Origin of the sequence: Streptomyces sp. DH24 (genome assembly GCF_029813775.1) — a bacterium.
In the GTDB taxonomy this organism is placed as follows: Bacteria; Actinomycetota; Actinomycetes; order Streptomycetales; family Streptomycetaceae; genus Streptomyces.
Window position 1 is genome coordinate 59,513 of sequence record NZ_JARVKW010000030.1, and the last position, 24,572, is coordinate 84,084.

Annotated in this window: 20 protein-coding genes, 1 tRNA gene and 1 pseudogene; 8 read left to right on the top strand and 14 right to left on the bottom strand. The window is 72.5% G+C overall.

Features of this window, described 5'->3' with window-relative positions:
- The first annotated feature begins 191 nt into the window (after positions 1–191).
- On the top strand, positions 192–3,428 hold the full coding sequence (locus tag QC282_RS23035) for a S41 family peptidase (RefSeq protein ID WP_279551443.1): 3,237 nt from the start codon (positions 192–194) through the stop codon (positions 3,426–3,428).
- A gap of 127 nt (positions 3,429–3,555) precedes the next feature.
- Here the strand turns inward: QC282_RS23035 and QC282_RS23040 are convergent, their stop codons facing one another.
- From QC282_RS23040 to QC282_RS23055, 4 genes are all read right to left on the bottom strand, one after another.
- The gene (locus QC282_RS23040) at positions 3,556–3,735 is read right to left on the bottom strand and encodes a hypothetical protein (RefSeq protein WP_279551444.1); all 180 of its coding nucleotides are present in this window, start codon (positions 3,733–3,735) and stop codon (positions 3,556–3,558) included.
- 101 nt (positions 3,736–3,836) lie between these two features.
- Positions 3,837–4,724 (bottom strand): SDR family oxidoreductase, encoded by an 888-nt coding sequence (locus tag QC282_RS23045; RefSeq protein WP_279551445.1) that lies wholly within the window; start codon positions 4,722–4,724, stop codon positions 3,837–3,839.
- On the bottom strand, positions 4,721–5,650 hold the full coding sequence (locus QC282_RS23050; protein ID WP_279551446.1) for an alpha/beta hydrolase: 930 nt from the start codon (positions 5,648–5,650) through the stop codon (positions 4,721–4,723). The genes QC282_RS23045 and QC282_RS23050 overlap by 4 nt, the downstream gene beginning before the upstream one ends.
- Positions 5,647–7,161: an NAD(P)/FAD-dependent oxidoreductase gene (locus tag QC282_RS23055; RefSeq protein ID WP_279551447.1), complete on the bottom strand. Its 1,515-nt coding sequence runs from the start codon at positions 7,159–7,161 to the stop codon at positions 5,647–5,649. Before QC282_RS23055 ends, QC282_RS23050 begins: the two co-directional genes overlap by 4 nt.
- A 175-nt stretch (positions 7,162–7,336) precedes the next feature.
- Here QC282_RS23055 and QC282_RS23060 point away from each other — a divergent pair, with 175 nt between their 5' ends.
- On the top strand, positions 7,337–7,957 hold the full coding sequence (locus QC282_RS23060; protein WP_279551461.1) for a MerR family transcriptional regulator: 621 nt from the start codon (positions 7,337–7,339) through the stop codon (positions 7,955–7,957).
- A gap of 30 nt (positions 7,958–7,987) precedes the next feature.
- Here QC282_RS23060 and QC282_RS23065 read toward each other — a convergent pair whose 3' ends face one another.
- Complete coding sequence (locus QC282_RS23065; protein ID WP_279551448.1) at positions 7,988–8,791, bottom strand: exodeoxyribonuclease III; 804 nt, start codon at positions 8,789–8,791, stop codon at positions 7,988–7,990.
- Positions 8,792–8,866: 75 nt separating this feature from the next.
- Between QC282_RS23065 and QC282_RS23070 the strand changes: the two genes are divergently transcribed.
- Positions 8,867–9,343: a GNAT family N-acetyltransferase gene (locus QC282_RS23070; RefSeq protein ID WP_279551449.1), complete on the top strand. Its 477-nt coding sequence runs from the start codon at positions 8,867–8,869 to the stop codon at positions 9,341–9,343.
- Between the two features lie 15 nt (positions 9,344–9,358).
- Here the strand turns inward: QC282_RS23070 and QC282_RS23075 are convergent, their stop codons facing one another.
- From QC282_RS23075 to galU, 8 genes and pseudogenes are all read right to left on the bottom strand, one after another.
- Positions 9,359–10,159: an alpha/beta fold hydrolase gene (locus QC282_RS23075; protein WP_279551450.1), complete on the bottom strand. Its 801-nt coding sequence runs from the start codon at positions 10,157–10,159 to the stop codon at positions 9,359–9,361.
- Between the two features lie 130 nt (positions 10,160–10,289).
- Positions 10,290–10,363: transfer RNA gene (locus tag QC282_RS23080), tRNA-Ala, on the bottom strand.
- 119 nt (positions 10,364–10,482) lie between these two features.
- Positions 10,483–11,771, bottom strand: a pseudogene (glpR, locus tag QC282_RS23085) (gephyrin-like molybdotransferase receptor GlpR).
- 171 nt (positions 11,772–11,942) lie between these two features.
- Positions 11,943–12,599, bottom strand: a complete 657-nt coding sequence (locus QC282_RS23090) for a GNAT family protein (protein WP_279551462.1) — start codon at positions 12,597–12,599, stop codon at positions 11,943–11,945.
- Positions 12,596–13,162: a MogA/MoaB family molybdenum cofactor biosynthesis protein gene (locus QC282_RS23095; protein ID WP_279551451.1), complete on the bottom strand. Its 567-nt coding sequence runs from the start codon at positions 13,160–13,162 to the stop codon at positions 12,596–12,598. The genes QC282_RS23090 and QC282_RS23095 overlap by 4 nt, the downstream gene beginning before the upstream one ends.
- The gene (gene moaC, locus QC282_RS23100; protein WP_279551452.1) at positions 13,159–13,671 is read right to left on the bottom strand and encodes a cyclic pyranopterin monophosphate synthase MoaC; all 513 of its coding nucleotides are present in this window, start codon (positions 13,669–13,671) and stop codon (positions 13,159–13,161) included. The genes QC282_RS23095 and moaC overlap by 4 nt, the downstream gene beginning before the upstream one ends.
- A gap of 84 nt (positions 13,672–13,755) precedes the next feature.
- Complete coding sequence (gene glp / locus QC282_RS23105; protein ID WP_279551453.1) at positions 13,756–15,081, bottom strand: gephyrin-like molybdotransferase Glp; 1,326 nt, start codon at positions 15,079–15,081, stop codon at positions 13,756–13,758.
- 5 nt (positions 15,082–15,086) lie between these two features.
- Positions 15,087–15,989 (bottom strand): UTP--glucose-1-phosphate uridylyltransferase GalU, encoded by a 903-nt coding sequence (gene galU / locus QC282_RS23110; RefSeq protein WP_279551454.1) that lies wholly within the window; start codon positions 15,987–15,989, stop codon positions 15,087–15,089.
- Between the two features lie 94 nt (positions 15,990–16,083).
- Between galU and QC282_RS23115 the strand changes: the two genes are divergently transcribed.
- Positions 16,084–16,698 (top strand): 5-formyltetrahydrofolate cyclo-ligase, encoded by a 615-nt coding sequence (locus QC282_RS23115; protein ID WP_279551455.1) that lies wholly within the window; start codon positions 16,084–16,086, stop codon positions 16,696–16,698.
- A 154-nt stretch (positions 16,699–16,852) separates the two neighbouring features.
- On the opposite strand, the gene QC282_RS23120 is transcribed toward QC282_RS23115, so the two are convergent.
- A complete protein-coding gene (locus tag QC282_RS23120) occupies positions 16,853–19,681 on the bottom strand; it encodes a penicillin acylase family protein (RefSeq protein ID WP_279551456.1) in 2,829 nt (942 codons plus the stop codon).
- Positions 19,682–19,947: 266 nt separating this feature from the next.
- On the opposite strand from QC282_RS23120, the gene QC282_RS23125 reads away from it, so the two are divergent.
- The 4 genes from QC282_RS23125 to QC282_RS23140 all read left to right on the top strand — a co-directional run bounded on the left by QC282_RS23125 (position 19,948) and on the right by QC282_RS23140 (position 24,518).
- Complete coding sequence (locus QC282_RS23125; RefSeq protein WP_279551463.1) at positions 19,948–21,447, top strand: potassium/proton antiporter; 1,500 nt, start codon at positions 19,948–19,950, stop codon at positions 21,445–21,447.
- Between the two features lie 281 nt (positions 21,448–21,728).
- Positions 21,729–23,015, top strand: a complete 1,287-nt coding sequence (locus QC282_RS23130) for an MFS transporter (protein ID WP_279551457.1) — start codon at positions 21,729–21,731, stop codon at positions 23,013–23,015.
- 67 nt (positions 23,016–23,082) lie between these two features.
- A complete protein-coding gene (locus QC282_RS23135; RefSeq protein ID WP_279551458.1) occupies positions 23,083–23,400 on the top strand; it encodes an FmdB family zinc ribbon protein in 318 nt (105 codons plus the stop codon).
- Between the two features lie 275 nt (positions 23,401–23,675).
- A complete protein-coding gene (locus tag QC282_RS23140) occupies positions 23,676–24,518 on the top strand; it encodes an S-methyl-5'-thioadenosine phosphorylase (RefSeq protein ID WP_279551459.1) in 843 nt (280 codons plus the stop codon).
- Positions 24,519–24,572 lie beyond the last annotated feature (54 nt).

The following is a 24,572-nucleotide window of genomic DNA, read 5'->3' on the forward strand; positions in this document are numbered from 1 at the left end:
TTTCGTACACAAGTCGTACAGAACGAATATAGCCCTGGCGCCCATCGAAACGAAACCGTTTCGTACGTGGTCTGGCTCACGTGTGTGAGGACCGTGTAAGGACGGCGAGGACCGGGCGCGGGCCGCCCCCGGCCGGCCCGCGGTCGCCCCACGAGTTGCTGCGCCCCGGCGCGCGGCAAAGCATGGGGAAGGTGAGCTATCTGCGCCTGCCGCACCTCCATGACGACCAGGTGTGCTTCGTGGCCGAGGACGACCTCTGGCTCGCCCCCCTCGACGGGCCGGGCCGCGCCTGGCGGCTCACCGTCGACCGCACCAAGCTCGGCCACCCGCGCTTCTCCCCCGACGGCAGGAGCGTCGCGTACACGAGCTGGCGCAGCCTGGTGCCGGAGGTCCACCTGGTGCCGGTGGACGGCGGTCCCGGCCGGCAGCTCACCCACTGGGGCAGCGCCGACACCCGGGTCTGCGGCTGGACCCCGGACGGCGACATCCTCGCCGTCGCCTCGCACGGCGAGCCGTTCTCCCACTTCACCTGGGCCTACAAGCTGGCCCCCGACGGCGACCCGGGCCGCAAGCTGCCGTGGGGCCCGGTCACCGACCTCCAGGTCGCCGACCTCGCCGGGGAGCGCAGGACGCTGCTGCTCACCGGCACGCCGCCGCACGAACCGGCCGCCTGGAAGCGCTACCGGGGCGGCGCCACGGGCCGCCTGTGGCTGCACGGACAGCGCCTGCTGGCCGGTCTCGAAGGCCATCTGGACGCGCCCATGTTCGTCGCCGGCCGCATCGCGTTCCTCTCCGACCACGAGGGCGTCGGCAACCTGTACTCGTGCGCGTACGACGGCACCGGCCTGCGCCGGCACACCGACCACGACGCCTTCTACGCCCGCAACGCCTCCAGCGACGGCACCCGCGTGGTGTACCAGTGCGCCGGTGAGCTGTGGATCGTCGACGATCTCGCCCCGGGTGCCGCGCCCCGGCGGCTGGACGTGCGGCTCAGCGGGGCGCGGGCCGGGCGGCGGCCGTACCAGGTGCCGGCCGCGCAACACGTGGACGGCGTCTCCGTGGACGAGACGGGACGCGCGAGCGCCGTCGTCGTACGCGGCAGCCTGTACTGGCTCACCCACCGGGACGGCCCGGCGCGCACCATCACCGACACCCCGGGCGTGCGGGTGCGGCTGCCGGAGATGCTCGGCGCGAGCGGGCAGGTGGCGTACGTGACGGACGCGGAGGGCGAGGACGCCGTCGAGATCGCCCAACTGCCGCGGGCCACCGGTGACCGGGCCCCGCGACGGCCGGCGTCCGGGGAGCTGGGCCGGGTGCTGGAGCTGGTCGCGGACCCGCGTGGCGAGCGGCTCGCGGTCGCCTCGCACGACGGACGGCTGCTGCTGATCGACGCGACGGAGGACTCGGGCGGCGAGGTGACGGAGCTGATCCGGTCGATCAACGGGCCGGTGCGGGACCTCGCCTTCTCCCCCGACGGGACCTGGCTGGCCTGGTCGCACCCCGGCATCGGGCGGTCGCTGCGGCAGATCAAGCTGGCCCGCATCAAGGACCGGTTCGTCGTGGACGTGACGGGCGGGCGGTTCGAGGACGAGAACCCGGTGTTCACGCGGGACGGCCGCTATCTGGCGTTCCTGTCCTGGCGCGGCTTCGACCCGGTGTACGACGTGCACACCGGCGACCTGTCGTTCCCGCTGGGCTGCCGCCCCTACCTGGTGCCGCTGTCGTCGGCGACGCCGTCACCGTTCGCGCTGAGCCCCGAGGGCCGGCCGGCGGCGGGCGGGCTGGACCCGGCCGAGGACGAGCCCGGCGACGGCAGCGCGGTCACCGTCGAGGTGGAGGGACTGGAGAGCCGGGTCACGCCGTTCCCGGTGGCCGCCTCCAAGTACTCGGCGCTGTGCCCGGTCGCGGGCGGCGGCCTGGTGTGGCTGCGCTGGCCGATCTCGGGCGCGCTGGGCGAGACGTTCGCGAACCCGGACGACACCAGCGGGCGGCCCACCCTGGAGCACTTCGGCATCGTCAAGGCGAAGAAGTCCGAACTGGTCGGGCACCTGGACTGGTTCGCGGTCAGCGGCGACGGCAGCCGGCTGGTCGTGGTCGACGAGGGCGACCTGCGGGCGGTGCCGTCCACCGAGCCGGGCGACGGCGACTCGACGGTGTGGATCGACACGCGCCGCATCCTGCACGTGGTGGACCCGGCCGCCGAGTGGCGGCAGGCCTACGCGGAGGCGGGCCGGCTGACCCGCGCCTACTTCTGGGACCCGGACATGTGCGGCATCGACTGGGGCGCGGTGCTCGATCAGTACCGTCCGCTGGTCGAACAGGTCGCCTCCCCGGACGACTTCGCCGACCTGCTGCGCGAGGTGCTGGGCGAACTGGGCACCTCGCACGCCTATGTCACGGCGGCCCGCCGCAACGAGGGGCCGCCGCACTACCGGCGCCGGCAGGGCCTGCTGGGCGCCAACCTGGTGTGCCGGGACGGCAACTGGGTGGTGAAGCGGATCCTGCCGGGCGAGTCCTCCGACTCCAAGGCCCGTTCACCGCTGGCCGGCACCGGCATCCGGGAGGGCGCGGTCCTCACCCACGTCGACGGGCGCCCGGTGGACCCGGTGACGGGCCCGTTCCCGCTGCTGGCGGGCGCGGGCGGGACGACCGTGGAGCTGACGTTCACCCCCGCCGACGGCGAGGCCGGGCCGGCCCGCCGCGTCGCGGTCGTCCCGCTGACCGACGAACGGCCGCTGCGCTACCAGGACTGGGTGGCCAAACGCCGCCAGGTGGTACGGGAGTTGAGCGGCGGCAAGTGCGGCTATCTGCACATCCCGGACATGGGCGGCTCCGGCTGGGCCCAGTTCAACCGCGACCTGCGCATGGAGGTCTCCCGGCCCGCCCTCATCGTCGACGTGCGCGGCAACGCGGGCGGCCACATCAGCGAGCTGGTCGTCGAGAAGCTGACCCGCACGATCCTCGGCTGGGACCTGACGCGGGACGCGCAGCCGGTGTCGTACACCTCGAACGCGCCGCGCGGGCCGGTGGTGGCGCTCGCGGACGAGGCGACGTCGTCCGACGGCGACATGATCACGGCCGCGTTCAAGCTGCTGCGGCTCGGCCCGGTCGTCGGCCAGCGCACCTGGGGCGGCGTGGTCGGCATGACCGGCCGGCACCGCCTCGGGGACGGCACGGTCATCACGGTGCCGATGAACGCGGCCTGGTTCGACGCGTACGGCTGGTCGGTGGAGAACCGGGGCGTCGCCCCCGACCTGGAGGCGCTGCGCACCCCGCTGGACTGGGCGGAGGGCCGGCACGCCCAACTGGACGACGCCGTGCGGCTGGCGCTGCAACTGCTGGAGACGACGCCGCCCGCGACCCCTCCGGACCTCGGCGACGTACCGGACCGCTCCCGGCCCAAGCTGCCGCCCCGTACGGCCGATTGACCACGCCGTCATGCCGAGGCCGGCCGGGCCCGGGGCGACGCGAAGGGGTGCCCCCTCCGGCGAGGGGGCACCCCTTTACACGATGTACGCGATACGCAACGTCAGGAGCTGACGTCCGAGCGCGAGGTCAGGACTCGTAGTCCTGGTCGAAGCGCTCCTCGGACTCCTGGTCCTGGCGCGAGCGCTCCGTCTCCTCGTCCCGGCCACGGCCGCGGTTCTGGAGCTGGTCCTTGCCCTGCTCCATCCTCTCCTTGGCCTGCTGCTGGAACTGCTCGGACTTGTCCTGGAACTGGTCCTTCATACCCATGCGGGTTCACTCCCGGTCAGGTAGGGAATCGGGCTCGACCAGATTTGCACGCCCGGACACGCTGCGCATTTCGATCAACAACGGTGCGTAACGCCGCCTGCTCAGTCCCGCCGGGCGGCCGTCCGGGCCTGCTCGTCGGCCGCGCCGCCCGCCCCGACCAGCCCCGTGCGCATCCCCACGAGCCGGTCGGCGAACCGCCGCATCTCGCGCTGCCCGACGACTCCGATGACGCCGGGCAAATAACCGCGCACCCCCTGCATGCCGCGCAGCCACCACTGCCCGTACACATGGGCGGCCCGCCGCTCGATGCCCTCCACGAGCCGGTCCACGGCCGGGCCCAGCGGGTACGTCCTGTTCGCCGGCCACGGCAGTCGCTGCCGCAGCTCCCGCATGACGTCGTCCTGGTCGGCGCCGCGCACCATGTCGGTGTCGGTCCACGACAGGTAGCCGACGCCGACCTTCACACCCCGGTACCCGACCTCGGCCCGCAGGCTGTGCGCGTACGCCTCGACGCCGGACTTGGACGCGCAGTAGGCCGTCATCATGGGCGCCGGCGTGATCGCGGCGAGGGAGGCCACCTGGAGCAGATAGCCGCGGCTCTCGATCAGCGCGGGCAGGAAGGCGCGGGCGGTCACCGCCGAGCCGATCAGGTTGACCTCGATGACGCGCCGCCAGGACTCAGGGTCGGAGTCGACGAACGGGCCGCCGGTCGCGACGCCCGCGTTGGCGACCACGATGTCCACCTTGCCGAAGCGCTCCTGGACCTCGCGGGCCACCCGCGCCATCGCCTCGGGGTCGGTGACGTCCGCGTGCCAGTGCTCGCTCTCGCTGTGCAGCCGCGCCGAGACCTGCTTCAGCTCGTCCGGTTCGAGGCCGACGAGGGCCACCTTCACGCCCCGCGCGGACAGCTTGCGGGCCAGCAGCTCGCCGACTCCGCGCGCGGCCCCGGTGACGACCGCGACCCTGCCCTCCAGGCTCACCCTGCTCATGCGTCCTCCTTCACCTGGGTGTCCACCCGGACGTAGGTGTCGACCAGTTCGCGTATCTTCCGGCTGATCGGTTCCGGCGCCTCGACCGGCGACATGTGGCCGATGCCCGGCAGCTCCGTCAGCCCCAGGCAGTCCGGCAGCGCGTCGGCCACGGCGCGTGCCTTCACCGGCGGCGTGAGCCGGTCGGCGGTGCCGACGACGACCGCCGTCGGCACGTTCAGTTCCCGCACCCCGTGGTCGAGGTCGAGCAGGTCCAGCACCTGCGACCAGGCGTGGCGCACCCGGCGCGGGCAGGCGTGCACGATGCGGGCGCACGCCTCGACCATGTCCGGCGCCGAACCGGGGCCCATGGTCCCGTACTTGAGGATGCGGCGGGCCAGCGGCGTGACGGGGCCGAGCGGGGCGCGCGAGCCGAGTATCTTCCGGGTCAGCCAGGTGCGTATGCGGCCGGGCCGCATCGGTACGACCGTGGAGGCGGCCACCAGGTCCGAGCTGCCCGTGCTGCACAGCAGGACGGCTGCCGCGTGCTCCCGGAAGCCCGCCCGCCGCGAGGCCGCCATGACGGTCATGCCGCCCATGGAGTGCCCGGCGATCACGGCCCGCTCGCCCGGCGCGAGGGTCGCGGCGAGGACGGCTTCGAGGTCGTCGGCGAGCGCGTCGGTGCTGCTGGTGGGGCTCGCGGGGCTGCGTCCGTGGCCGCGCTGGTCGTAGGCGATGACCCGGTGGTCGGCCGACAGGGCGCTGATCTGCGCCGCCCAGAAGGCGGTCGAGCAGGTCCAGCCGTGCGCGAGGACGACGGCGGGCGCCGACTCGGGCCCGTGCACCTCGACGTGCAGCCGGGCGCCGTCGGCGGACACGGCGGTCAGCTCGCGGGCCGGGACGGGCGGGGCGTAGGGTCCGGCGGCCACGCGGGTGAGGCGGCTCACGCGCCCACCTCCAGCTGCGGCTCCTCGGTGGGCCGGGCCGCTGGCGCCCGCAGCACCTCGTACTCGGCGAGGTCCACGCGCCGGGTCGCCCTGCGGAACTCACTGGTCGTGCCGGGCCAGATGGTGGTGTTGCGGCCGGCGGCGTCCAGGTACCAGCTGGTGCAGCCGCCGGTGTTCCACACGGTGCGCTTCATGCGCTCCTGCACCCGGTTGTTCCACAGGGACACGGCGGCGGGGCGGGCGTCGAGGGCGGCCCGGCCGCCGAGGACGTTCAACTGCCGCAGATAGTCCGCCATGTAGTTCAGCTGGGACTCGATCATCAGGATCATGGACGAGTTCCCGAGGCCGGTGTTCGGGCCGATGATCGTCATCCAGTTCGGGAACCCGGCGGCGGACGCGCCGCGCAGGGCCTCCATGCCGCCCTTCCAGGTCTCGGCGAGGGTGCGGCCCTCGGCGCCGACGACCCGCTCGGCGATCGGCATGTCCGTGACGTGGAATCCGGTGCCGAAGATGATCGCGTCCACCTCGGCCTCGGTACCGTCGGAGGCGACGAGGGTGGAGCCGCGCACCTCGCTCAGACCGCTCGCGACGACGTCGACGTTGGGGCGTGCGAGTGCCGGGTAGTACGTGCTGGACAGCAGGATGCGCTTGCAGCCGATCCGGTAGTCGGGGGTCAGCTTGGCGCGCAGCGCCGGGTCCTTGATGGCGCGGTACATGTTGCGCTTGGCCAGCTGCTCGACGAAGCCGAGCTCGTTGGGGTGCTTGGTGAACGCCTGGACCTGGAGCTCCCGGATGCCCCACAGCAGGCCGCGGCGCAGCTGCGTGGTGAAGGGCAGCGTGCGGTGCAGCGAGCGCTCCACGCCGCTGATCGCCCGGTCCATGCGGGGCATCACCCAGGCCGGGGTGCGCTGGAAGAGGGTGAGCCGGCCGACCTCCGGCTGGATGGACGGCACGATCTGGATGGCGGACGCGCCGGTGCCGATCATGGCGACGCGCTTGCCGCGCAGGTCGTAGTCGTGGTCCCAGCGGGCCGAGTGGAAGACCTTGCCGGGGAAGGAGTCCAGGCCCTTGATGTCGGGGACCTTCGGGTCGGACAGGGGTCCGGTGGCGGAGACGACGACGTCGGCGGAGAGGGTGCCGGCGGCGGTCTCGATGTTCCAGCGCAGCTTCTCGCCGTCCCACCGCATCACCCTGACCTCGGAGTTGAGGCGGATGTGCGGCCGGAGCCCGAAGGTGTCGGTGACGTGCTCCAGGTAGGCGCGGATGTGCTCCTGCCCGGAGAAGGTGCGCGGCCAGTCGGGGTTGGGCGCGAACGAGAACGAGTACAGGTGCGACGGCACGTCGCACGCGCACCCCGGATAGCTGTTGTCCCGCCAGGTCCCGCCGACGCTGTCGGCCCGTTCCAGGACGACGAAGTCGGTGATTCCTTCGCGGCGCAGCCGCACGGCGGCCCCCAGCCCGCCGAATCCGGACCCGATCACCGCCACCCTGACATGCTCGTGCTCGGTCATCCCGACGCCTCCACGCATCACTCACGACCCTGCCAGTGAACACTGGCGCAATGGGGAGAGTAGAACAGGTGCGTACCGACCGGTAGGGGTCCGTCCAAAGAAAGTTACCGGCGGTACGCCATAGGCTTCCCATGTGGCAGAAGACGGCGAGCGACACGGACGACGCGAATACCGCATGGAGGAACTGGCCAGACTGGCCGGCATCACGGTGCGCACCCTGCGCTTCTACCGCGAGCGCAAGCTGATCCCGCCACCCCGCCGCGAGGGCCGCATCGCCTGGTACGACGACCACCACCTGGCCCGCCTGCGCACCATCTCCGCGCTGCTGGAACGCGGCCACACCCTGAACGGCATCGCGGAACTCGCCGACGCCTTCGACCACGGCCGCGACGTCGGCGACCTCCTCGGCCTCGGCGAACCCACCGAGGAGGAGCCGGTCCGCCTCACCCCCGAGGAACTCGCCGCCCGCTTCGAGGGCGAGGTCACCCCCGAGAACCTCGCCGCCGCTATGGAACTCGGCTATCTCGGCACCGACGGCGAGGAGTTCGTCCACATCAGCCGCCGTCTGCTGGAGGTGTCCTCGGCCCTGGTCCGCGAGGGCATCCCGCTCGCCGAGGTCCTCACGGCGGGGCGCCGCGTCCGCGACCACGCCAACGCCCTCGCCGAGATCTTCGCCGACATGGTCCTGCACCACGCCGCGGAGGAAGACCTCCAGCGCCTGCGCCCGCTGGCACAGAGCGTGGTGGAGGCGGAACTGTCCCTGGCCCTGGACCGGCGGTTGCGCAAACACGGCTAGGACCCGCCCGCGCCACGCGTCGGACGCACGCTAACGCTCGTAGACGACGGTCACCGGCGCGTGGTCGGACCACCGCTCGGCGTGCGTGGCCGCCCGCTCGACGTACCCCTTGACGGCCCGTCCGGCCAGCCCCGGCGTCGCGACGTGGTAGTCGATGCGCCAACCCGCGTCATTGTCGAACGCCCGCCCCCGGTACGACCACCACGAGTACGGGCCCTCCGCGTCCGGGTGCAGGGCGCGCACCACGTCGACGTAGCCGCCGTCGGACGGGGCGAGGACCTGGTCGAGCCAGGCGCGTTCCTCGGGCAGGAAGCCGGAGTTCTTGGTGTTGCCGCGCCAGTTCTTCAGGTCGGCCTGCCGGTGGGCGATGTTCCAGTCGCCGCAGACCAGGACCTCGCGCCCGTCGGCGGCGGCACGGTCGCGCAGGTCCTTGAGGTACGCCAGGAACTCGCCCATGAAGCGGACCTTCTCGTCCTGGCGCTCGGTGCCGACCTCGCCGGAGGGCAGGTAGAGGGAGGCGACCGTCACACCGGGCAGGTCGGCCTCGACGTAGCGCCCGCTGCCGTCGAACTCCGCCGAGCCGAAGCCGATCCGGACCCGGTCGGGCTCGCGGCGGGTGTAGAGGGAGACGCCGGCGCGGCCCTTGGCGGCGGCGGGCGCGTGGACGACGTGCCAGCCGTCGGGCGCCCGGACGGGCTCGGGCAGCTGCTGCGGCTCCGCGCGCACCTCCTGCAGACAGAGCACGTCGGCGGAGGTGTCGGCGAGCCACTCCACGAAGCCCTTCTTCGCGGCGGCCCGCAGTCCGTTCACGTTCACAGAGGTCACAGTCAGCACCCCGGCACGATACCGGCACACTGGACAGGATCCCGCTCTGGAACGACACGAATGAATTGATATACGGTGCCCAGCATGAACATTCGCCGCGTCGCCTTCGACCACCCCGACGCCGTCAAGCTGAACGACGAGGTACAGGCCGAGTACGACCTGCGCTACGGAGACGGCGGCGACGCCACCCCGCTCGACCCGGCCGACTTCGAGCCGCCGAACGGCCTGTACCTGATCGCGTACGACGAGCTCGACTCCCCCGTCGCCACGGGCGGCTGGCGTGCCCAGGAGACGAGCGAGGAGGGCTACCGGGACGGCGACGCCGAGCTGAAGCGGATGTTCGTGACCGAGGTGATGCGCGGCCGAGGCCTGGCCCGCCGCATCCTGGCCGCCCTGGAGGACGACGCCCGCGCGGCCGGCCGCACCCGCATGATCCTGGAGACCGGCACCAAGCAGCCGGAAGCCATAGCGCTGTACACGTCCAGCGGTTATGAGCCGTGCGAGAAGTTCGGCTACTACCGCTTCCACGAGTCGAGCCGCTGCTACGCGAAGCGGCTCTGATCCGGCCCCGCCGGCTCACACGCCCCGCAGGAACTCCAGCAGGGCGGCGTTGAAACGGCCGGGCTGCTCGGCGGACGGCAGGTGACCGGCGTCGTCGATGACGCTCAGCGTGGCGTGCGGGACGAGCCGGCAGATGTCCTCGGCCTGCGCGACCGGCGTGTAGACGTCGTCGGCGCCGACGACGACCAGCGTCGGCACGTCGACGGCGGGCAGGCTGTCGCGGTAGTCGGGGCGTTCGGCCCGCCCGCGCAGGGCCGCGGCGGCGCCCCTCGGATCGGTGGCCCGCATCATGGCGAGGACCCGCGCGGCCACCTCGGGCAGGGCGCTGACGTTGTAGGCGGCGAGCATCTTGCCGATGACCTCGTCCGCGTAACCGTCCATGCCCTCGGCGAGCAGCCGGTCGGCGAGGCGGTTGCGGACGTCCCTGCCCTCCTCGGTCTCGGCCGGGGCGGAGGTGTCGGACAGGACGAGGGCACGCACCCGCCCGGGGTGGGCACGGTGGAACTCCATGGCGATCTGCCCGCCCATGGAGACGCCGCCCACGACGGCGCGTTCGATGCCGAGGTGGTCCAGGAGGGCGGCGAGGTCGTCGGCGAAGTCGGACAGGAGCACCTTGCCGGGCGTGACGTCGCTGTCCCCGTAACCCCGCAGGTCGAACAGGACCACGCGGTGTCCGGCCGCCACGAGCGCCTCGGCCTGCGGCGCCCACAGGGTGCGGTTGAAGGGGTGGCCGTGGATCAGGGCGACCGGGGTTCCGTCCGAGGGGCCGAGGTCGTCGTAGTGGAGCGTGGCGCCGTTCACGGTCGTGCTGCTCATCTCGGCTGTCCCTCGTGATCGTCGGCGGGCGGTGACGGGCGGGGTCCTGCGGTTTCCCGGAACGACAAAGATCCCGCCCGATCTTTCGATCGGGCGGGATCTTTCCAACTGCTCTTGGCAGTTGTTGCGGTGGACCTGAGGGGATTTGAACCCCTGGCCCCCTCGATGCGAACGAGGTGCGCTACCGGACTGCGCCACAGGCCCTTGCAACGAGTGGAACTTTAGCACCCCGATCGGCCTGCTTGGAAATCCGTTCCCGGGCGGCCGGCGGAAGGGGTGCTGGTGGGGACCGTGAGGACCCCGGCCGGCGCCTTGTCGTGCGGTTATTCGTTGGCGGCGCGCGGCCTGCCGCCGTCCTCGTACTGGTCGAACAGCGGCGTGTGGCCCCGCTCCCGCGCCCGGCGGGCGGACGCGGCCCGGCGGGCGTCGCTGCGGCCACCGCCCTCGCCCCGGTCCTCGGTGCCGGACTCGGCGCGGGACTCGGCACCGGTGTCGGCGCCGCCGACTCGGCGGTGCGGGCCGGGGTCTCCTCCGGCCCGCCCGGCTCGCCCGGCTCGTCCTCCCGGTCCCGGGCGACGGCGCTGGACCGCGCCGAACTCCACGCGTCCGGCCCGGTCAGGTCCACGTCGGCCGTGGCGCGCGGTGCGACCGGCGCGGTCACGTACGTCGGGAGCGGCACCGGCACGGGGTCCCAGCTCTCGCCCTGCCCGGGCAGCCGCTGCCGCTCGCGCTGCTGGTCGACCCACTCGGCGTGGTCGGTCTGCTCGACGAGGGCCCGCCGGTCGGCGGCGAGCGCGGACAGGCCCGGGTCCGTCGCCGGGGCAGGTCCCTCTTCCGGTTCGTCGGCCACCGTCTCGGCGGCGGGGCGGCGGCGCGGCTGGCGGTGCCGCTCACGCAGCCGCTGCGCCGCGGCCTCGGCCCGGCGGCGGTCCATCTGGTACGTGAAGCGGCGGCGCTCCTGCGAGCGCAGGTAGGCGATGTAGCCGCTGAGCAGTACGGCGGGCACGCCGGGCGCCCAGAGGAACGCGAGTCCTCCGACGGCGGCGACGATCGCGCCGAGGGTGAAGGCGAGGAACAGCACGACCGTGGTGCGCCGACGGCGCGCGAGCACCTTCGAGCGCCGGGCGCGTGCGGCGGCCTCCTGGGCCGCCTGCGACGAAGGCCCGCGGCGGGCGGCCGGGACGCGTCCCCGCTGCGGGGCGGCGGTGCCCTGTTCGGGTGCCGGGGCAAACGCGCGTTCGTGCGCCGGTTCGGCCGGCCGCTCCCGCTGGTCCCGGGTGGCCGGTGCCGGCCGCTCGGGGGCGGGCGGGGACACGGGCACCTGGGTCTGGGGGCGGGTTTTGGACACGGCGAAGGCCCGGACGTCCACCGAGTCGGTGACGGCGTCCGGGTCCACCACGTCGTACTCCACCTCGTCGGCGGAGCGCTCCCGCAGGTCCTTGGCGTATCGGCGCTCCATTGCCGCCCGTCCGGACAGCAACCGGATGGCGGTGCTGAAGCGTTCCGTTGGACGGGCCTCGTTCAGCTCGTCCTGCCTACGGAGCCACATGGGCACCAAGTAGGCGGCCCAGGCCCCGACGATGACTGCGTAGATGAGGCCGCTGCTGCTCACGCCTCACACGGTAGAGGGGTTTGTGTGAGGCCATCCGCCAATTGCGCCGGTGTGTCGCACGATCTGGCTGATATTTCGAGCATTTTTTGTGAGGAGTGTGATCAGCGGATCACCCGGGACGAAATTCGACACCCCGAGTCGGTCACTCACCGATCAATTTCGAACGTTTATTCAATTACCGGGTCCGTGCGTGATTCCCGGGTTGCGCGGCTCGTTCCTGGAGCGTGCGCGCTGCCAGCGCCTCAGCAGCCCTTCGGGCACCTCTTCCGCCGTGAGGGCGAAGACGAGATGGTCCCGCCAGGCTCCGTCGATGTGGAGATAACGCGGACGCAGGCCCTCCTCGCGGAATCCGAGTTTCTCCACGACCCGGCGGCTGGGCCCGTTCTCGGGGCGAATGCAGACCTCCACGCGGTGCAGACCGACCGTGCGGAAACAGTGGTCCACGACCAGCGCCACGGCTGTCGGCATCACCCCGCGGCCGGCCACCGCCTCGTCCACCCAGTACCCGACGTGCCCCGAGCACATCGAGCCCCAGGTGATCCCGGCGACCGTCAGCTGACCGGCCAGCCGCCCCTGGTACTCGATGACGAACGGCAGCATCCGGCCCGCGTTCGCCTCCGAGCGCAGATGCCGGACCATCTGGCGGTAGGTCGGCCGGTGCGTGAACGGACCACCCGGCGTGGGCGGCGGTATGGTCGCCTCCCACGGCCGCAGCCAGTCGCGATTGCGCCGGTTGACCTCGCGCCAGGCCCGCTGGTCGCGCATCTTTATCGGCCGGAGACGGACGTCGCCGTCCACCAGCTCGACGGGCCAGGATGGGCTGTTCAGCTGGCACCCCCCGGGGGAACCTCCCAGGCCGGTGAGGCACTGGGGGTAGGTCTGGGGTGGTCGCCGCCGCGGATCTGGTCCACGGCGTGGACGAGCAGGGGCTCCAGGACGGCCAGCCCGTCCTTCACCCCGCCGGTGGAGCCCGGCAGGTTCACGATCAGCGTGCCGCCCGCCACTCCGGCCAGGCCCCGGGACAGCGCCGCGGTGGGCACCTTGTCCCGGCCGAACGCCCGGACGGCCTCCGCGATGCCCGGCACCTCGCGGTCGAACACCCGGCGGGTCGCCTCGGGCGTGCGGTCGGTGGGCGAGATGCCGGTGCCGCCGGTCGTGACCACGACGTCGTACCCGGCCTCGACGGCCGCGCGCAGGGCGGCCTCCACCGGGTCGCCGTCGGGCACCACCTGCGGGCCGTCGACCGCGAACCCGAAGCGTTCGAGGCCCGCGGCGACCAGCGGGCCGCCCTTGTCCTCGTAGACACCGGCGGCGGCCCGGTTGGAGGCCGTGACCACCAGGGCGGCGTACGGCGCGAGCAGCGCCGCGCCGGCCGGCGCGGCCGGCGTCATGACCGGCTCCAGTCGCCCGACTTGCCGCCCGTCTTCTCCTCCACCCGCACGTCCGTGATGACCGCTCCCTTGTCGACCGCCTTCACCATGTCGATCACGGTGAGCGCGGCGACCGAGACCGCGGTGAGCGCTTCCATCTCGACGCCCGTGCGGTCCGTGGTCCGCACCGTGGCCAGGATCTCCACGGCGTCGTCCGCGACCGACAGGTCCAGTTTCACACCGGACAGCGCGAGCGGGTGGCACAGCGGGATCAGGTCGGGGGTGCGTTTGGCGCCCATGATGCCCGCGATCCGCGCCGTGGCGAGCGCGTCGCCCTTGGGCACACCCTCGCCGCGCAGCAGTTCCACCACGCGGGGCGAGACCAGGACGCGGCCGGAGGCGCGGGCGGTGCGCGCGGTGACCTCCTTGCCGGACACGTCGACCATGCGGGCGGCGCCCGCCTCGTCGATGTGCGTCAGCCGGTCCTGCTCAGAAGGTCCGGGGGTCTCCCCCCGGGAAGGCACAGTCATGATCGTGGCGCTCCCGGTCCGGGCCCGGCGCGGTGCGGCGCGCGGGCCTGTTGTGCGCGACACGGTACCGCCAACCTGGGACGCTCAGCCGAGCAGGACCACCTCGACGTCGGTGCCGGGCGCCACCGACTCGGTGTCCTCGGGGACGACGATCAGCGCGTCGGCCTGCGCGAGGGCGGCGACCAGGTGGGAGCCGGCGCCGCCGACCGGGGTGACGGTGCCGCCGGTGTACCTGCCGCGCAGGAACTGGCGGCGGCCCTTCGGCGAGGTCAGCGCCCGGTCCGCGGTCAGCTTCGCGCGCGTGCGCGGCCGGTGGACGTCGGCCAGGCCCATGAGAGCGCGGATCGCGGGGCGGACGAACAGCTCGAAGGAGACGTACGACGACACCGGGTTGCCGGGCAGCGCCAGCAGCGGGGTGTGGTCGGGGCCGACGGAGCCGAAGCCCTGGGGCTTGCCGGGCTGCATGGCGAGCTTGCGGAACTCCACGCCGCTGCCGGGCTCGTCCTCGTCGCCGACGGACGACAGCGCCTCCTTGACGACGTCGTACGCGCCGACGCTGACGCCGCCCGTGGTCACCATCAGGTCGGCGCGGACCAGTTGGTCCTCGATGGTGGAGCGCAGGGTGTCGGCGTCGTCGGCGACGGCGCCCACGCGGTAGGCGATGGCGCCGGCGTCGCGGGCGGCGGCGGTGAGGGCGAAGCTGTTGGAGTCGTAGATCTGGCCGCTGCGCAGTTCCTCGCCGGGCTGGACGAGTTCGCTGCCGGTGGAGAGCACGACCACGCGGGGGCGCGGGCGCACCCGGACCGTGCCGCGGCCGATCGCGGCGAGCAGGCCGATCTGCGGCGGGCCGAGGACGGTACCCGCCTCCAGGGCGCGCTCGCCGGCCTTCACGTCGCTGCCCTTGGCGCGCACGTGCGCGCGTGCCGGTGCCGGGCGGTACACGTGGACCCGTCCGGTGGCGCCCTCGGGGGCGAGGCTGCTCGCGCGCATGCCGGACACGCCAGGTCCCTCGCCGAGCCCGCCGTCGGTCCACTCGACGGGGACGACGGTCTCCGCGCCGGGCGGCAGCGGGGCGCCGGTCATGATGCGGGCGGCCTGGCCGGGGCCGACGTGCAGCAGGTCGGCCTGGCCCGCCGCGACGTCGCCGACGACCTCAAGGACGGCCGGGAACTCCTCGCTCGCGCCCGCGACGTCGGCGACCCGTACCGCGTACCCGTCCATGGAGCTGTTGTCGAACGGCGGCAGGGAGACCGGCACCGTGACGTCCTCGACGAGGACGCAGCCGAGGGCGTCGAGGAGGTTCAGCTCGATGGGTTCGAGGGGGCGGACCGTGGCGAGGACGTCCTCCAGGTGCTCGTCCACCGACCAGAGGTGGTCCTGGCCGATGACGCGGGGCGCGGCGCTGCTCAACGTTGCTACATCTCCTCGGCTACGTACCTGCGAAGCCAGGCCTGGAACTCCGGGCCCAGGTCTTCACGTTCGCACGCGAGTCTGACAATGGCACGCAGGTAGTCGCCACGGTCGCCGGTGTCGTAGCGGCGGCCCTTGAAGACGACGCCGTGGACCGGGCCGCCGACCTTCTCGTCCGCCGCGAGCTGCTGGAGGGCGTCGGTGAGCTGGATCTCGCCGCCGCGGCCGGGCTCGGTCTTGCGCAGTATGTCGAAGACGTGCGGGTCGAGGACGTAGCGGCCGATGATGGCGTAGTTGGAAGGGGCGTCGGCCGGGTCGGGCTTCTCGACCAGGCCGCTGACCTTGACGACGTCGCCGTCCTCGGTGGTCTCGACGGCGGCGCACCCGTAGAGGTGGATCTGCTCGGGGGCGACCTCCATGAGCGCGACGACGCTGCCGCCGCGCTGCTCCTGGACCTCGACCATGCGCCGCAGCAGCGGGTCGCGGGGGTCGATCAGGTCGTCGCCGAGGAGGACCGCGAAGGGCTCGTTGCCGACGTGCGGCGCGGCGCACAGCACGGCGTGGCCGAGGCCCCGGGGGTCGCCCTGGCGGACGTAGTGCATCGTGGCGAGGTCGCTGGACTCCTGGACCTTGGCGAGGCGTTCGGCGTCGCCCTTCTTCTCCAGGGCCGACTCGAGTTCGTAGTTGCGGTCGAAGTGGTCCTCCAGGGGGCGCTTGTTGCGGCCCGTCACCATGAGGACGTCGTCGAGACCCGCGGCGACGGCCTCCTCGACCACGTACTGGATCGCCGGCTTGTCCACGACCGGCAGCATCTCCTTGGGAGTGGCTTTGGTGGCCGGCAGGAACCGGGTACCGAGGCCTGCTGCGGGGATGACAGCCTTGCTGATCCTGGGGTGCGACTGAGTCATGCCCGCCACCTTAACCGGTGACTTTGTGTGGAATCCGCAGGTCCGGTTATTTGGCTCTCATATGAGCGCAATTGGAACGGTACGGGAGCGAGCTATGAGTCACGGCAGACGCGCGGCCGAGCCTGACAAGCGAACGTTGCGGCGAGAGCTCCTCTCGGTGAGGAGCAGGTTGACGGCCGATGACGTGCGGGAATCGGCCGCGGCGCTGGCCGGGCGGGCGCTCGCGCTGCCCGAGTTGGCCGGGGCGCGCACGGTGGCGGCGTACGTCTCCGTGGGGAGCGAACCCGGCACGCTCGCACTGCTGGACGCGCTGCGCGCGCGGGGCGTACGCGTCCTGCTGCCGGTGCTGCTGCCCGACAACGACCTGGACTGGGGCGAGTACGAGACGCGGGCCGCCCTCGCGCGCGTGCGGCACGGCGGGAAGATGGCCCTGCACGAGCCCGCCGGGGAGCGTCTGGGACCGGAGGCGGTGACCGGCGCCGACGTCGTCCTGCTGCCGGGCCTGGCGGTCGACGCGCGCGGGATGCGGCTGGGGCGCGGCGGCGGCTCCTACGACCGTGTGCTCGCCCGGCTGGAGCGCGCCGACGCGCATCCGGCGCTGGTGGTGCTGCTGTACGACACGGAGGTCGTCGAGCGCGTCCCCGCGGAGCCGCACGACCGGCCGGTGCACGCGGTGGTGACGCCGTCGGGGGTACGGCACTTCGACTGATCCGGGCCGGTCCGACGATCCGGGCCGGTCCGACCGGTCACGGGCTGGTCCGACTGGTCCGGGCCGGCCCGGGGCGTCGGCCCGGTGCTGCCGCCCGGAACGCGACAGCGGCCTCCACGCACGCGTGGGGGCCGCTGTCGTCAGCTGTCCCGGGTCACGGCTTGAGCAACAGCGTGTCGCTCGTGCCTGCCTCGACCGCCTTGTCCGAGAAGGGCCACGTCAGCAGTTCGCCGTTGGCCCACTTGCCGGTCTGGTCGGTGTAGTGGGAGCTGTAGGCGTGCCCCGAGGCGCCGCTGAGGTTGATCCAGCGGGACTTGTCGAGGTCGCCGAGGTTGACCACCATCCGCATCGACGGCACCCACACGACGCCGTAGCCGCCGGCCGCGTTCCAGCCGGTCGCGTTGACCGCCGCCTCGCCGCCGCTGAGCTTCCAGGGGCCGCGGTTGAGGACGTACTGCAGGACGCCGGGGCCCTCGGTGCCCAGGGTCTGGTTCTTCAGGAACAGGCGGTGCAGCCGGCCCCAGCTCCAGGAGTCGATGTCCTTGCCGAGCTTGGCGGTCAGCTCCCAACGGGCGTCGATCATCGCCCGCTTGAACAGCCCGTCCCGGTCCTCGGCGCCGGGGCGGGTGCCCGCCCCGGACGTCTTCCACCAGTCGCTGTCCTCGTCGTCCATGAGCGCGCGCACGACCTCGAACCAGCGGTCGCCGCCGTCCGGCTGCGCCTGGTCGGCGTCGCGCAGACCGCACTCGCGGACCTTCTCGGCCTCGTCGGCGGGGCCGGTCGTGTTGACCGGTTCCACCCACAGGCACTGGCCCTTGACCCGCAGCTCCTTGGGCAGCTTGTTGCCGAAGGCGAGCTTGAGGACGTTGCGCCACACCGAGTTGAAGTACGCGGCCGCCGCCGAGTCGGCGTCCTGGGTGTAGTCCCAGCCCTCCAGCAGCTTCTGCGCCTCGCGGACGTCCGGGTCGCCGACGTCGATCTTCAGCATCTGGGGCACCAGCAGCTTGGCGATCTCGCTGCTGTTGTCCATCTGCATCTGACGCATGTCGTCGGTGGAGATCTTGCCGCCGTCCTTGGTCTTGGCCTGGACCAGGTCGGTGATCCGCTGGCTGCGGGTGCCGTAGCCCCAGTCCGTGGTCAGCGTGTACGGGTAGTCGTCCGCGTCGACCACGGCCTGGTTGGCGGTGACGATGTAGCCGCGCTCCGGGTCGTACTCGTGGGGCAGTTCGTCCTGCTCGATGTACTTGCCGGTCCAGCGGTAGTCGGGGTCCCAGCCGGGCGCCGGGACGGAGCCGTCGTGGCCCTCGGCGCGCACCGGGATGCGGCCCGGCAGGGTGTAGCCGATGTGGTTCTCGGTGTCGGCGTAGACGAGGTTCTGCGAGGGCACGTCGAACAGGGCGGCGGCCTTGCGGAACTCGCTCCAGTTCCGCGCCCGGTCCATCGCGAAGACGGCGTCCATGGTGGTGCCGGCCTCCAGCGCGGTCCAGCGCAGCGCGACGCCGTAGCCGTCGCCCCGGTCGGGCGCGGCGGTGTCGACGGTGGCCCGCTTGCCGACCCGCACGAGGTCGCTGTCGCGGTCGGACAGCAGGGGCCCGTTGTTGGTCTCGCGGACGACGATCTTCTCGGCCTCGCCGCCGGCGACCTCGATGGTCTCCTCGCGCGTGGTGAAGGGGCGGACCTTGCCGTCGTACAGGTAGCCGTCGCCGGTGATCTTCTCCAGGTAGAGGTCGGTGACGTCGACGCCGGAGTTGGTCATGCCCCAGGCGATGTCCCGGTTGTGGCCGATGACCACGCCGGGCATGCCCGCGAAGGTGTAACCGGAGACGTCGTACTGGCACTTGGCGGAGACGCTGCGGCAGTGCAGGCCCATCTGGTACCAGACGGACGGCAGCGAGGCCGACAGGTGCGGGTCGTTGGCGAGCAGCGGCTTGCCGGTGATGGTGTGCGCGCCGGAGACGACCCAGGCGTTGGAGCCGATGCCGTTGCCGTTGACGCCGACGGCGGTGGGCAGGTCGTCCAGCACCTCGTACAGGCCGCCGAGCTGGCTCTGCAGGCCGGCCGCCGCCGAGTCGCCGGAGGTGCCTGCCGCGCCGCCCGCCGCGGTGCCGCCCGCGGCCGAGCCGGTGCCACCGGTCGCCGCGCCGCCCGCCGCCGTACCGGTGCCGCTCGCGCCGCCTGCCGTGCCGGTGCCGCCGCCCTGCTCGAAGGTCCGCGTCAGCTCGTCGTACTGGCCCTCCTGCACGACCGCCTTGTTCCGGCCGTACGGGTAGCGCGGGTACAGGTCGGCGATCTGCTGGGGGCCGAGGCGGCTGGTCATCAGGGCGCGGTCGATCTCGTCCTGCATGTTGCCGCGCAGGTCCCAGGCCATCGCCTTCAGCCAGGCGATCGAGTCGACCGGGGTCCACTTCTCCGGCTTGTAGTCGTTGCTGAAGCCGAGCGCCGCGTACTCCAGGGAGAGGTCCGCGCCGTCCTTGCCCGCCAGGTACGCGTTGACTCCCTCGGCGTACGCCCGGAGGTACTTCTTGGTGTCGGCCGACAGCTTGGTGTCGTACTCCTGCTGCGCGACCCGGTGCCAGCCGAGGGTGCGCAGGAACTCGTCGTTCTTGACCTGGTCCTTGCCGAACATCTCCGACAGGCGTCCGGCCGTCATGTGGCGGCGCACGTCCATCTCGTAGAACCGGTCCTGCGCCTGGACGTAGCCCTGCGCCTTGAACAGGTCCTCGTCGGAGGAGGCGTAGATCTGCGGGATGCCGTGGTCGTCGCGTTTGACGTCCACGGGGCCCGACAGGCCGTCGAGGGTGACCGAGCCCTTGGTCTGCGGGAAGGAGGCGCGGACGGTACTGATGGACCAGTACGCGCCGTAGGCGACGCCGCCCACGATCGCCAGCACCAGAACGAGCACGAACAGGCGGGCTCTGCGCCCCTTCTTCCTGCCGGACTTGCCGGGCTGCTGACCCGTGGAGGCGGTGGTGTTCGGGGGCATCGCTGTCCTTGCTGTCCTAACGCGAGCGGCAGGTCGGGCTGTGCTTTTAACTGAGCGCTGGAGCAACGATAGGCGCAGGGCCCACCGGCACTTGACGCGGAGTCGGGAACGGGCGCGGACGAACGTTCGATCTCGCCCCCGACGAGTGTCAAGAAATCGTCAAGAGTTAGGTAAGGTAACGAAGTAGTTGGCTGCGGTGAACCGCAGTTTCGTGTGCGATGTACGTGCTCACGCGTGCGTGCGCGTAGCCAGGAAGGAAACGGCCGCTGACTGTCCACGACCTCAACCAGCTCCTGCTCGTCTGCTCGCTCGTCCTGCTCGTCGCCGTCGCAGCGGTCCGGATCTCCTCGCGCAGCGGGCTCCCCAGCCTGCTCATCTACCTGGCCATCGGCGTCGCCATGGGCCAGGACGGCATCGCAGGCATCCACTTCGACAACGCCGAACTGACCCAGGTCATCGGATACGGGGCCCTCGTCGTGATCCTGGCCGAGGGCGGTCTCGGCACGAAGTGGTCGGAGATCAAACCGGCGCTGCCCTCGGCGTCCGCGCTGGCCGTGGTGGGCGTCGCGGTGAGCGTCGGCGTCACGGCGGCCGCGGCGCACTACCTGATCGGGCTGGAGTGGCGCCAGGCGCTCATCATCGGGGCGGTGGTGTCCTCGACGGACGCCGCGGCGGTCTTCTCGGTGCTGCGCAAAGTGCCCCTCCCCGCGCGCGTGACGGGCACGCTGGAGGCCGAGTCCGGCTTCAACGACGCCCCGGTGGTCATCCTGGTCGTCGCCTTCTCCACGGCCGGTCCGATCGAGCACTGGTACGTCCTGATCGGCGAGATCCTCCTGGAGCTGGCCATCGGCGCCGCCATCGGCCTCGCGGTCGGCTGGCTCGGCGCCTGGGGACTGCGGCACGTGGCGCTGCCCGCCTCCGGCCTCTACCCGATCGCCGTCATGGCCATCGCCGTCACGGCGTACGCGGCGGGCGCCATCGCGCACGGCAGCGGCTTCCTCGCCGTCTATCTCGCCGCGATGATGATGGGCAACGCGCGCCTGCCGCACTGGCCCGCCACCCGGGGCTTCGCCGAAGGGCTCGGCTGGATGGCGCAGATCGGCATGTTCGTCCTGCTCGGCCTGCTGGTCACACCGCACGAACTGGCCGACGACTTCCTGCCCGCCCTCCTCATCGGCCTGGTGCTGACCATGGTCGCCCGCCCGCTGAGCATCGTCCTCGGCCTGCTGCCGTTCCGCGTGCCCTGGCAGGAGCAGGCGCTGATGTCCTGGGCCGGGCTGCGCGGCGCCGTGCCCATCATCCTGGCGACGATCCCCATGGTCGAGGGCGTCGCCGGCAGCCGCCGGATCTTCAACCTCGTGTTCGTGCTGGTCGTCGTCTACACCCTGGTCCAGGGGCCGACGCTGCCGTGGCTGGCCCGCAAGCTGCATCTGGGCCAGGACGCCGAGGCCGCCGACCTCGGCATCGAGTCGGCGCCGCTGGAGCGGCTGCGCGGGCATCTGCTGTCGTTCTCGATCCCCAAGGGTTCGCGCATGCACGGCGTCGAGGTGGGCGAGCTGCGGCTGCCGCCCGGCGCGGCCGTCACCCTCGTGGTGCGCGACGGGCAGTCCTTCGTGCCGCTGCCGACGACCGTGCTGCAACGCGGCGACGAACTGCTGGTGGTCGCCACCGACCCGGTCCGGGACGCCGCCGAACGCCGCCTGCGCGCGGTCGGACACGGCGGCAAGCTGGCCGGCTGGCTCGGCGCGGACGGGCCCGCGCCCTGACACCGCGCCGCCCCCAGCCGCGCCAACGCCGGATATTCGCAGGCGGGGCCCCTGATGGTGCTCATTTTCACAGGAACACCGCCGCCAGTTACCTGTACGATGAAGGCGCACCAGATCGAACCAACTCTGCCTGACGCAGAGCTGGCGCGACCGTATGGCGGCCGGCACGCCCCTGCTGAAGCGGGCCCGGTATCTACCGCAGTTCCGCGCAAGAGGACAGCTCTCGGCGCCGCCCCCGCACGCACGGGGCCGCGCTACCAGGCGGCAGAAAGGCACGGGCCGTGGCGACCACGGTCACCTCGTCGAAGAACTCGGCGGCGGCCTCCCGCCCGGGATACCTCCAGCTGCTGCGCACCCGCGGCGCCTGGACGTTCCTGCTCCCCGGCTTCGCGGCACGCCAGCCGTTCGCGATGCTCACCATCTCCATCGTGCTGCTGGTGCAGCACACCACCGGCTCCTACGGCGCGGCCGGCGCCGCGGCGGCCGTCACCGGCGTCTCCATGGCGGTGTTCGCGCCCTTCACCGGCCGGCTCGCCGACCGCTACGGGCAGCGCTCCGTCCTGATCCCCGGCGTGCTCCTGCACACCCTGTCGGGCCTGACGCTCACCGCGCTCGCCCTCGCGGACGCCCCCCTGTGGGCGCTGTTCGCGGCGGCCGTCCCCACCGGTGCCTCCGTGCCGCAGGTCGGCCCCATGGTCCGCGCCCGCTGGGGCGTCACCCTGAAGGACTCGCCCCTGATGACGACGGCGGCGGCCTTCGAGTCCGTCACCGACGAGCTGACCTTCGTCGTCGGACCGCTGCTGGCCACCGCCCTGTGCACGGCCGTCCACCCGGCCGCCGGGCTGGTGACCGAGGCCGCGCTGACCCTCGTCGGCGGTCTGCTGTTCGCCGCGCAGAAGACCACCCAGCCGTCGGTCGCGCCCCGCGGGCACGCACGCGTGGAGCACGTCTCCGCCCTGCGCGTCCCCGGCGTGCGCGTGCTGATCGTGACGTTCCTCGGCATCGGGTCCGTCTTCGGCGGCATGCAGGTCTCCCTCGCCGCGTTCACCGAGTCGATCGGCGAGCCCGGCCTGAACGGCGTCCTGTACGGCGTCTTCGCCGCGGGCAACATGCTCTCCGGCATCGCCTGCGGAGCCATCGCCTGGAAGGCCGCCCCGCACCGGCGCCTGGTCGTCGGCTACACCGCGCTCGCGCTGGCCGCGTCCGGCCTGTGGGCCGCCCACTCGGTGCTGCTCCTCGCCGGGCTCGGCCTGCTGGTCGGCATGTGCATCGCGCCCGCGCTGATCACCGGCTACACCCTGGTCGAGGACCTGGTCCCGGCCGGCGCCCGCACCGAGGCGTTCACCTGGCTGACGGGCGCCGTGGCGCTCGGGCAGGCGGCGGCCGTCACGGTCGCCGGACAACTGGAGGACCGCTACTGGGGCGGTGCCGGTTTCCTGGTCCCGGCGGGCGGCACACTGCTCGCCCTGATCACCCTGCTGGCGCTGCGCTCCCGGTTGGTGGCACGCTCCCCCGGGCGCACGGTCGCACGTGGCGTGGGTCACCGCGTGCCGGTGGCAGTGGACTGAGCGGCCGGAATACGTCACTATGGACCGTCGTTAGCACTCATCGAGTGAGAGTGCCAGGAGGAAGACAGTGCCGACCTACCAGTACCAGTGCACCGAGTGCGGCGAGGGCCTCGAGGCGGTGCAGAAGTTCACCGACGACGCCCTGACCGAGTGCCCGAACTGCAAGGGGCGCCTGAAGAAGGTGTTCTCGGCAGTCGGCATCGTCTTCAAGGGCTCCGGCTTCTACCGCAACGACAGCCGCGGCTCCTCGTCGAGCAGCACGCCGGCGTCCGCGAAGTCGTCTTCGTCGTCGTCCTCGTCGTCCTCGTCGTCGACGTCCTCCTCGGACTCGGGCTCCTCCTCGTCGGGCTCCGGCAGCTCCACGAGCAGCAGCACCGCCGCGTAGCACCGCGCGCTTCACGCGCACGCCGAATTCCTCACGGACCCTGTCGCCATCGGGCGACGGGGTCCTTGCGTGCCTGGTGAGGGCGGGGCCGGGGGTCTGGGCGGTCGCGCGAGGGGGCGGGGTGCGGCGGACGGAGCGAGGCGGCCGGGTGCGGCGGTCGAGGGTGCGGCGGTCGGGGCGAGGGGGCCGGGTGCGGCGGTCAGGGTAAGGGGGTGGGGTGTGGCAGTCGGGCCGAGGGGGCCCGGGTGTCATGGCCGTGCGGCTAGGGTCGGGGCATGGCGAACAAGGCGAACGCCGAGATCGGCGTGATCGGCGGCTCCGGTTTCTACTCGTTCCTGGACGACGTGACCGAGATAGAGGTCGACACTCCCTACGGGCAGCCCAGCGACTCCCTCTTCCTCGGCGAGGTCGCCGGCCGGCGGGTCGCCTTCCTCCCCCGGCACGGACGCGGCCACCATCTGCCGCCGCACCGCATCAACTACCGGGCCAACCTGTGGGCGCTGCGGTCGGTGGGCGTGCGGCAGGTCCTCGGCCCGTGCGCGGTGGGCGGGCTGCGCCCCGAGTACGGTCCGGGCACGCTGCTCGTGCCGGACCAGCTCGTCGACCGCACGAAGTCCCGCGCCAACTCCTACTTCGACGGGCTGCCGTTGCCCGACGGCACGGTGCCGAACGTGGTGCACGTGTCCCTGGCCGACCCCTACTGCCCCACCGGGCGCACGGCCGCGCTGAAGGCGGCACGCGGCCGGGACTGGGAGGCGGTGGACGGCGGCACGCTGGTCGTGGTCGAGGGCCCGCGCTTCTCGACCCGCGCGGAATCGCTGTGGCACCAGGCGCAGGGCTGGTCCGTGGTGGGCATGACCGGCCACCCCGAGGCCGCGCTCGCCCGTGAGCTGGAGCTCTGCTACACCTCGCTGACCCTGGTCACCGACCTCGACGCGGGCGCCGAGACGGGTGAGGGTGTCTCGCACGACGAGGTGCTGCGGGTCTTCGCGGCGAACGTGGACCGGCTGCGGGGCGTGATCTTCGACGCGGTGTCGGCACTGCCGACGACGGAGGAGCGGGACTGCCTGTGCAGGTCGGCGCTGGGCGGGATGGATCCGGGGCTCGCGCTGCCGTAGGGGCGGGGGCCGTCGGGGCGTGGGGCGGGGGCCGTCGGGGCGTGGGCCGAGGGC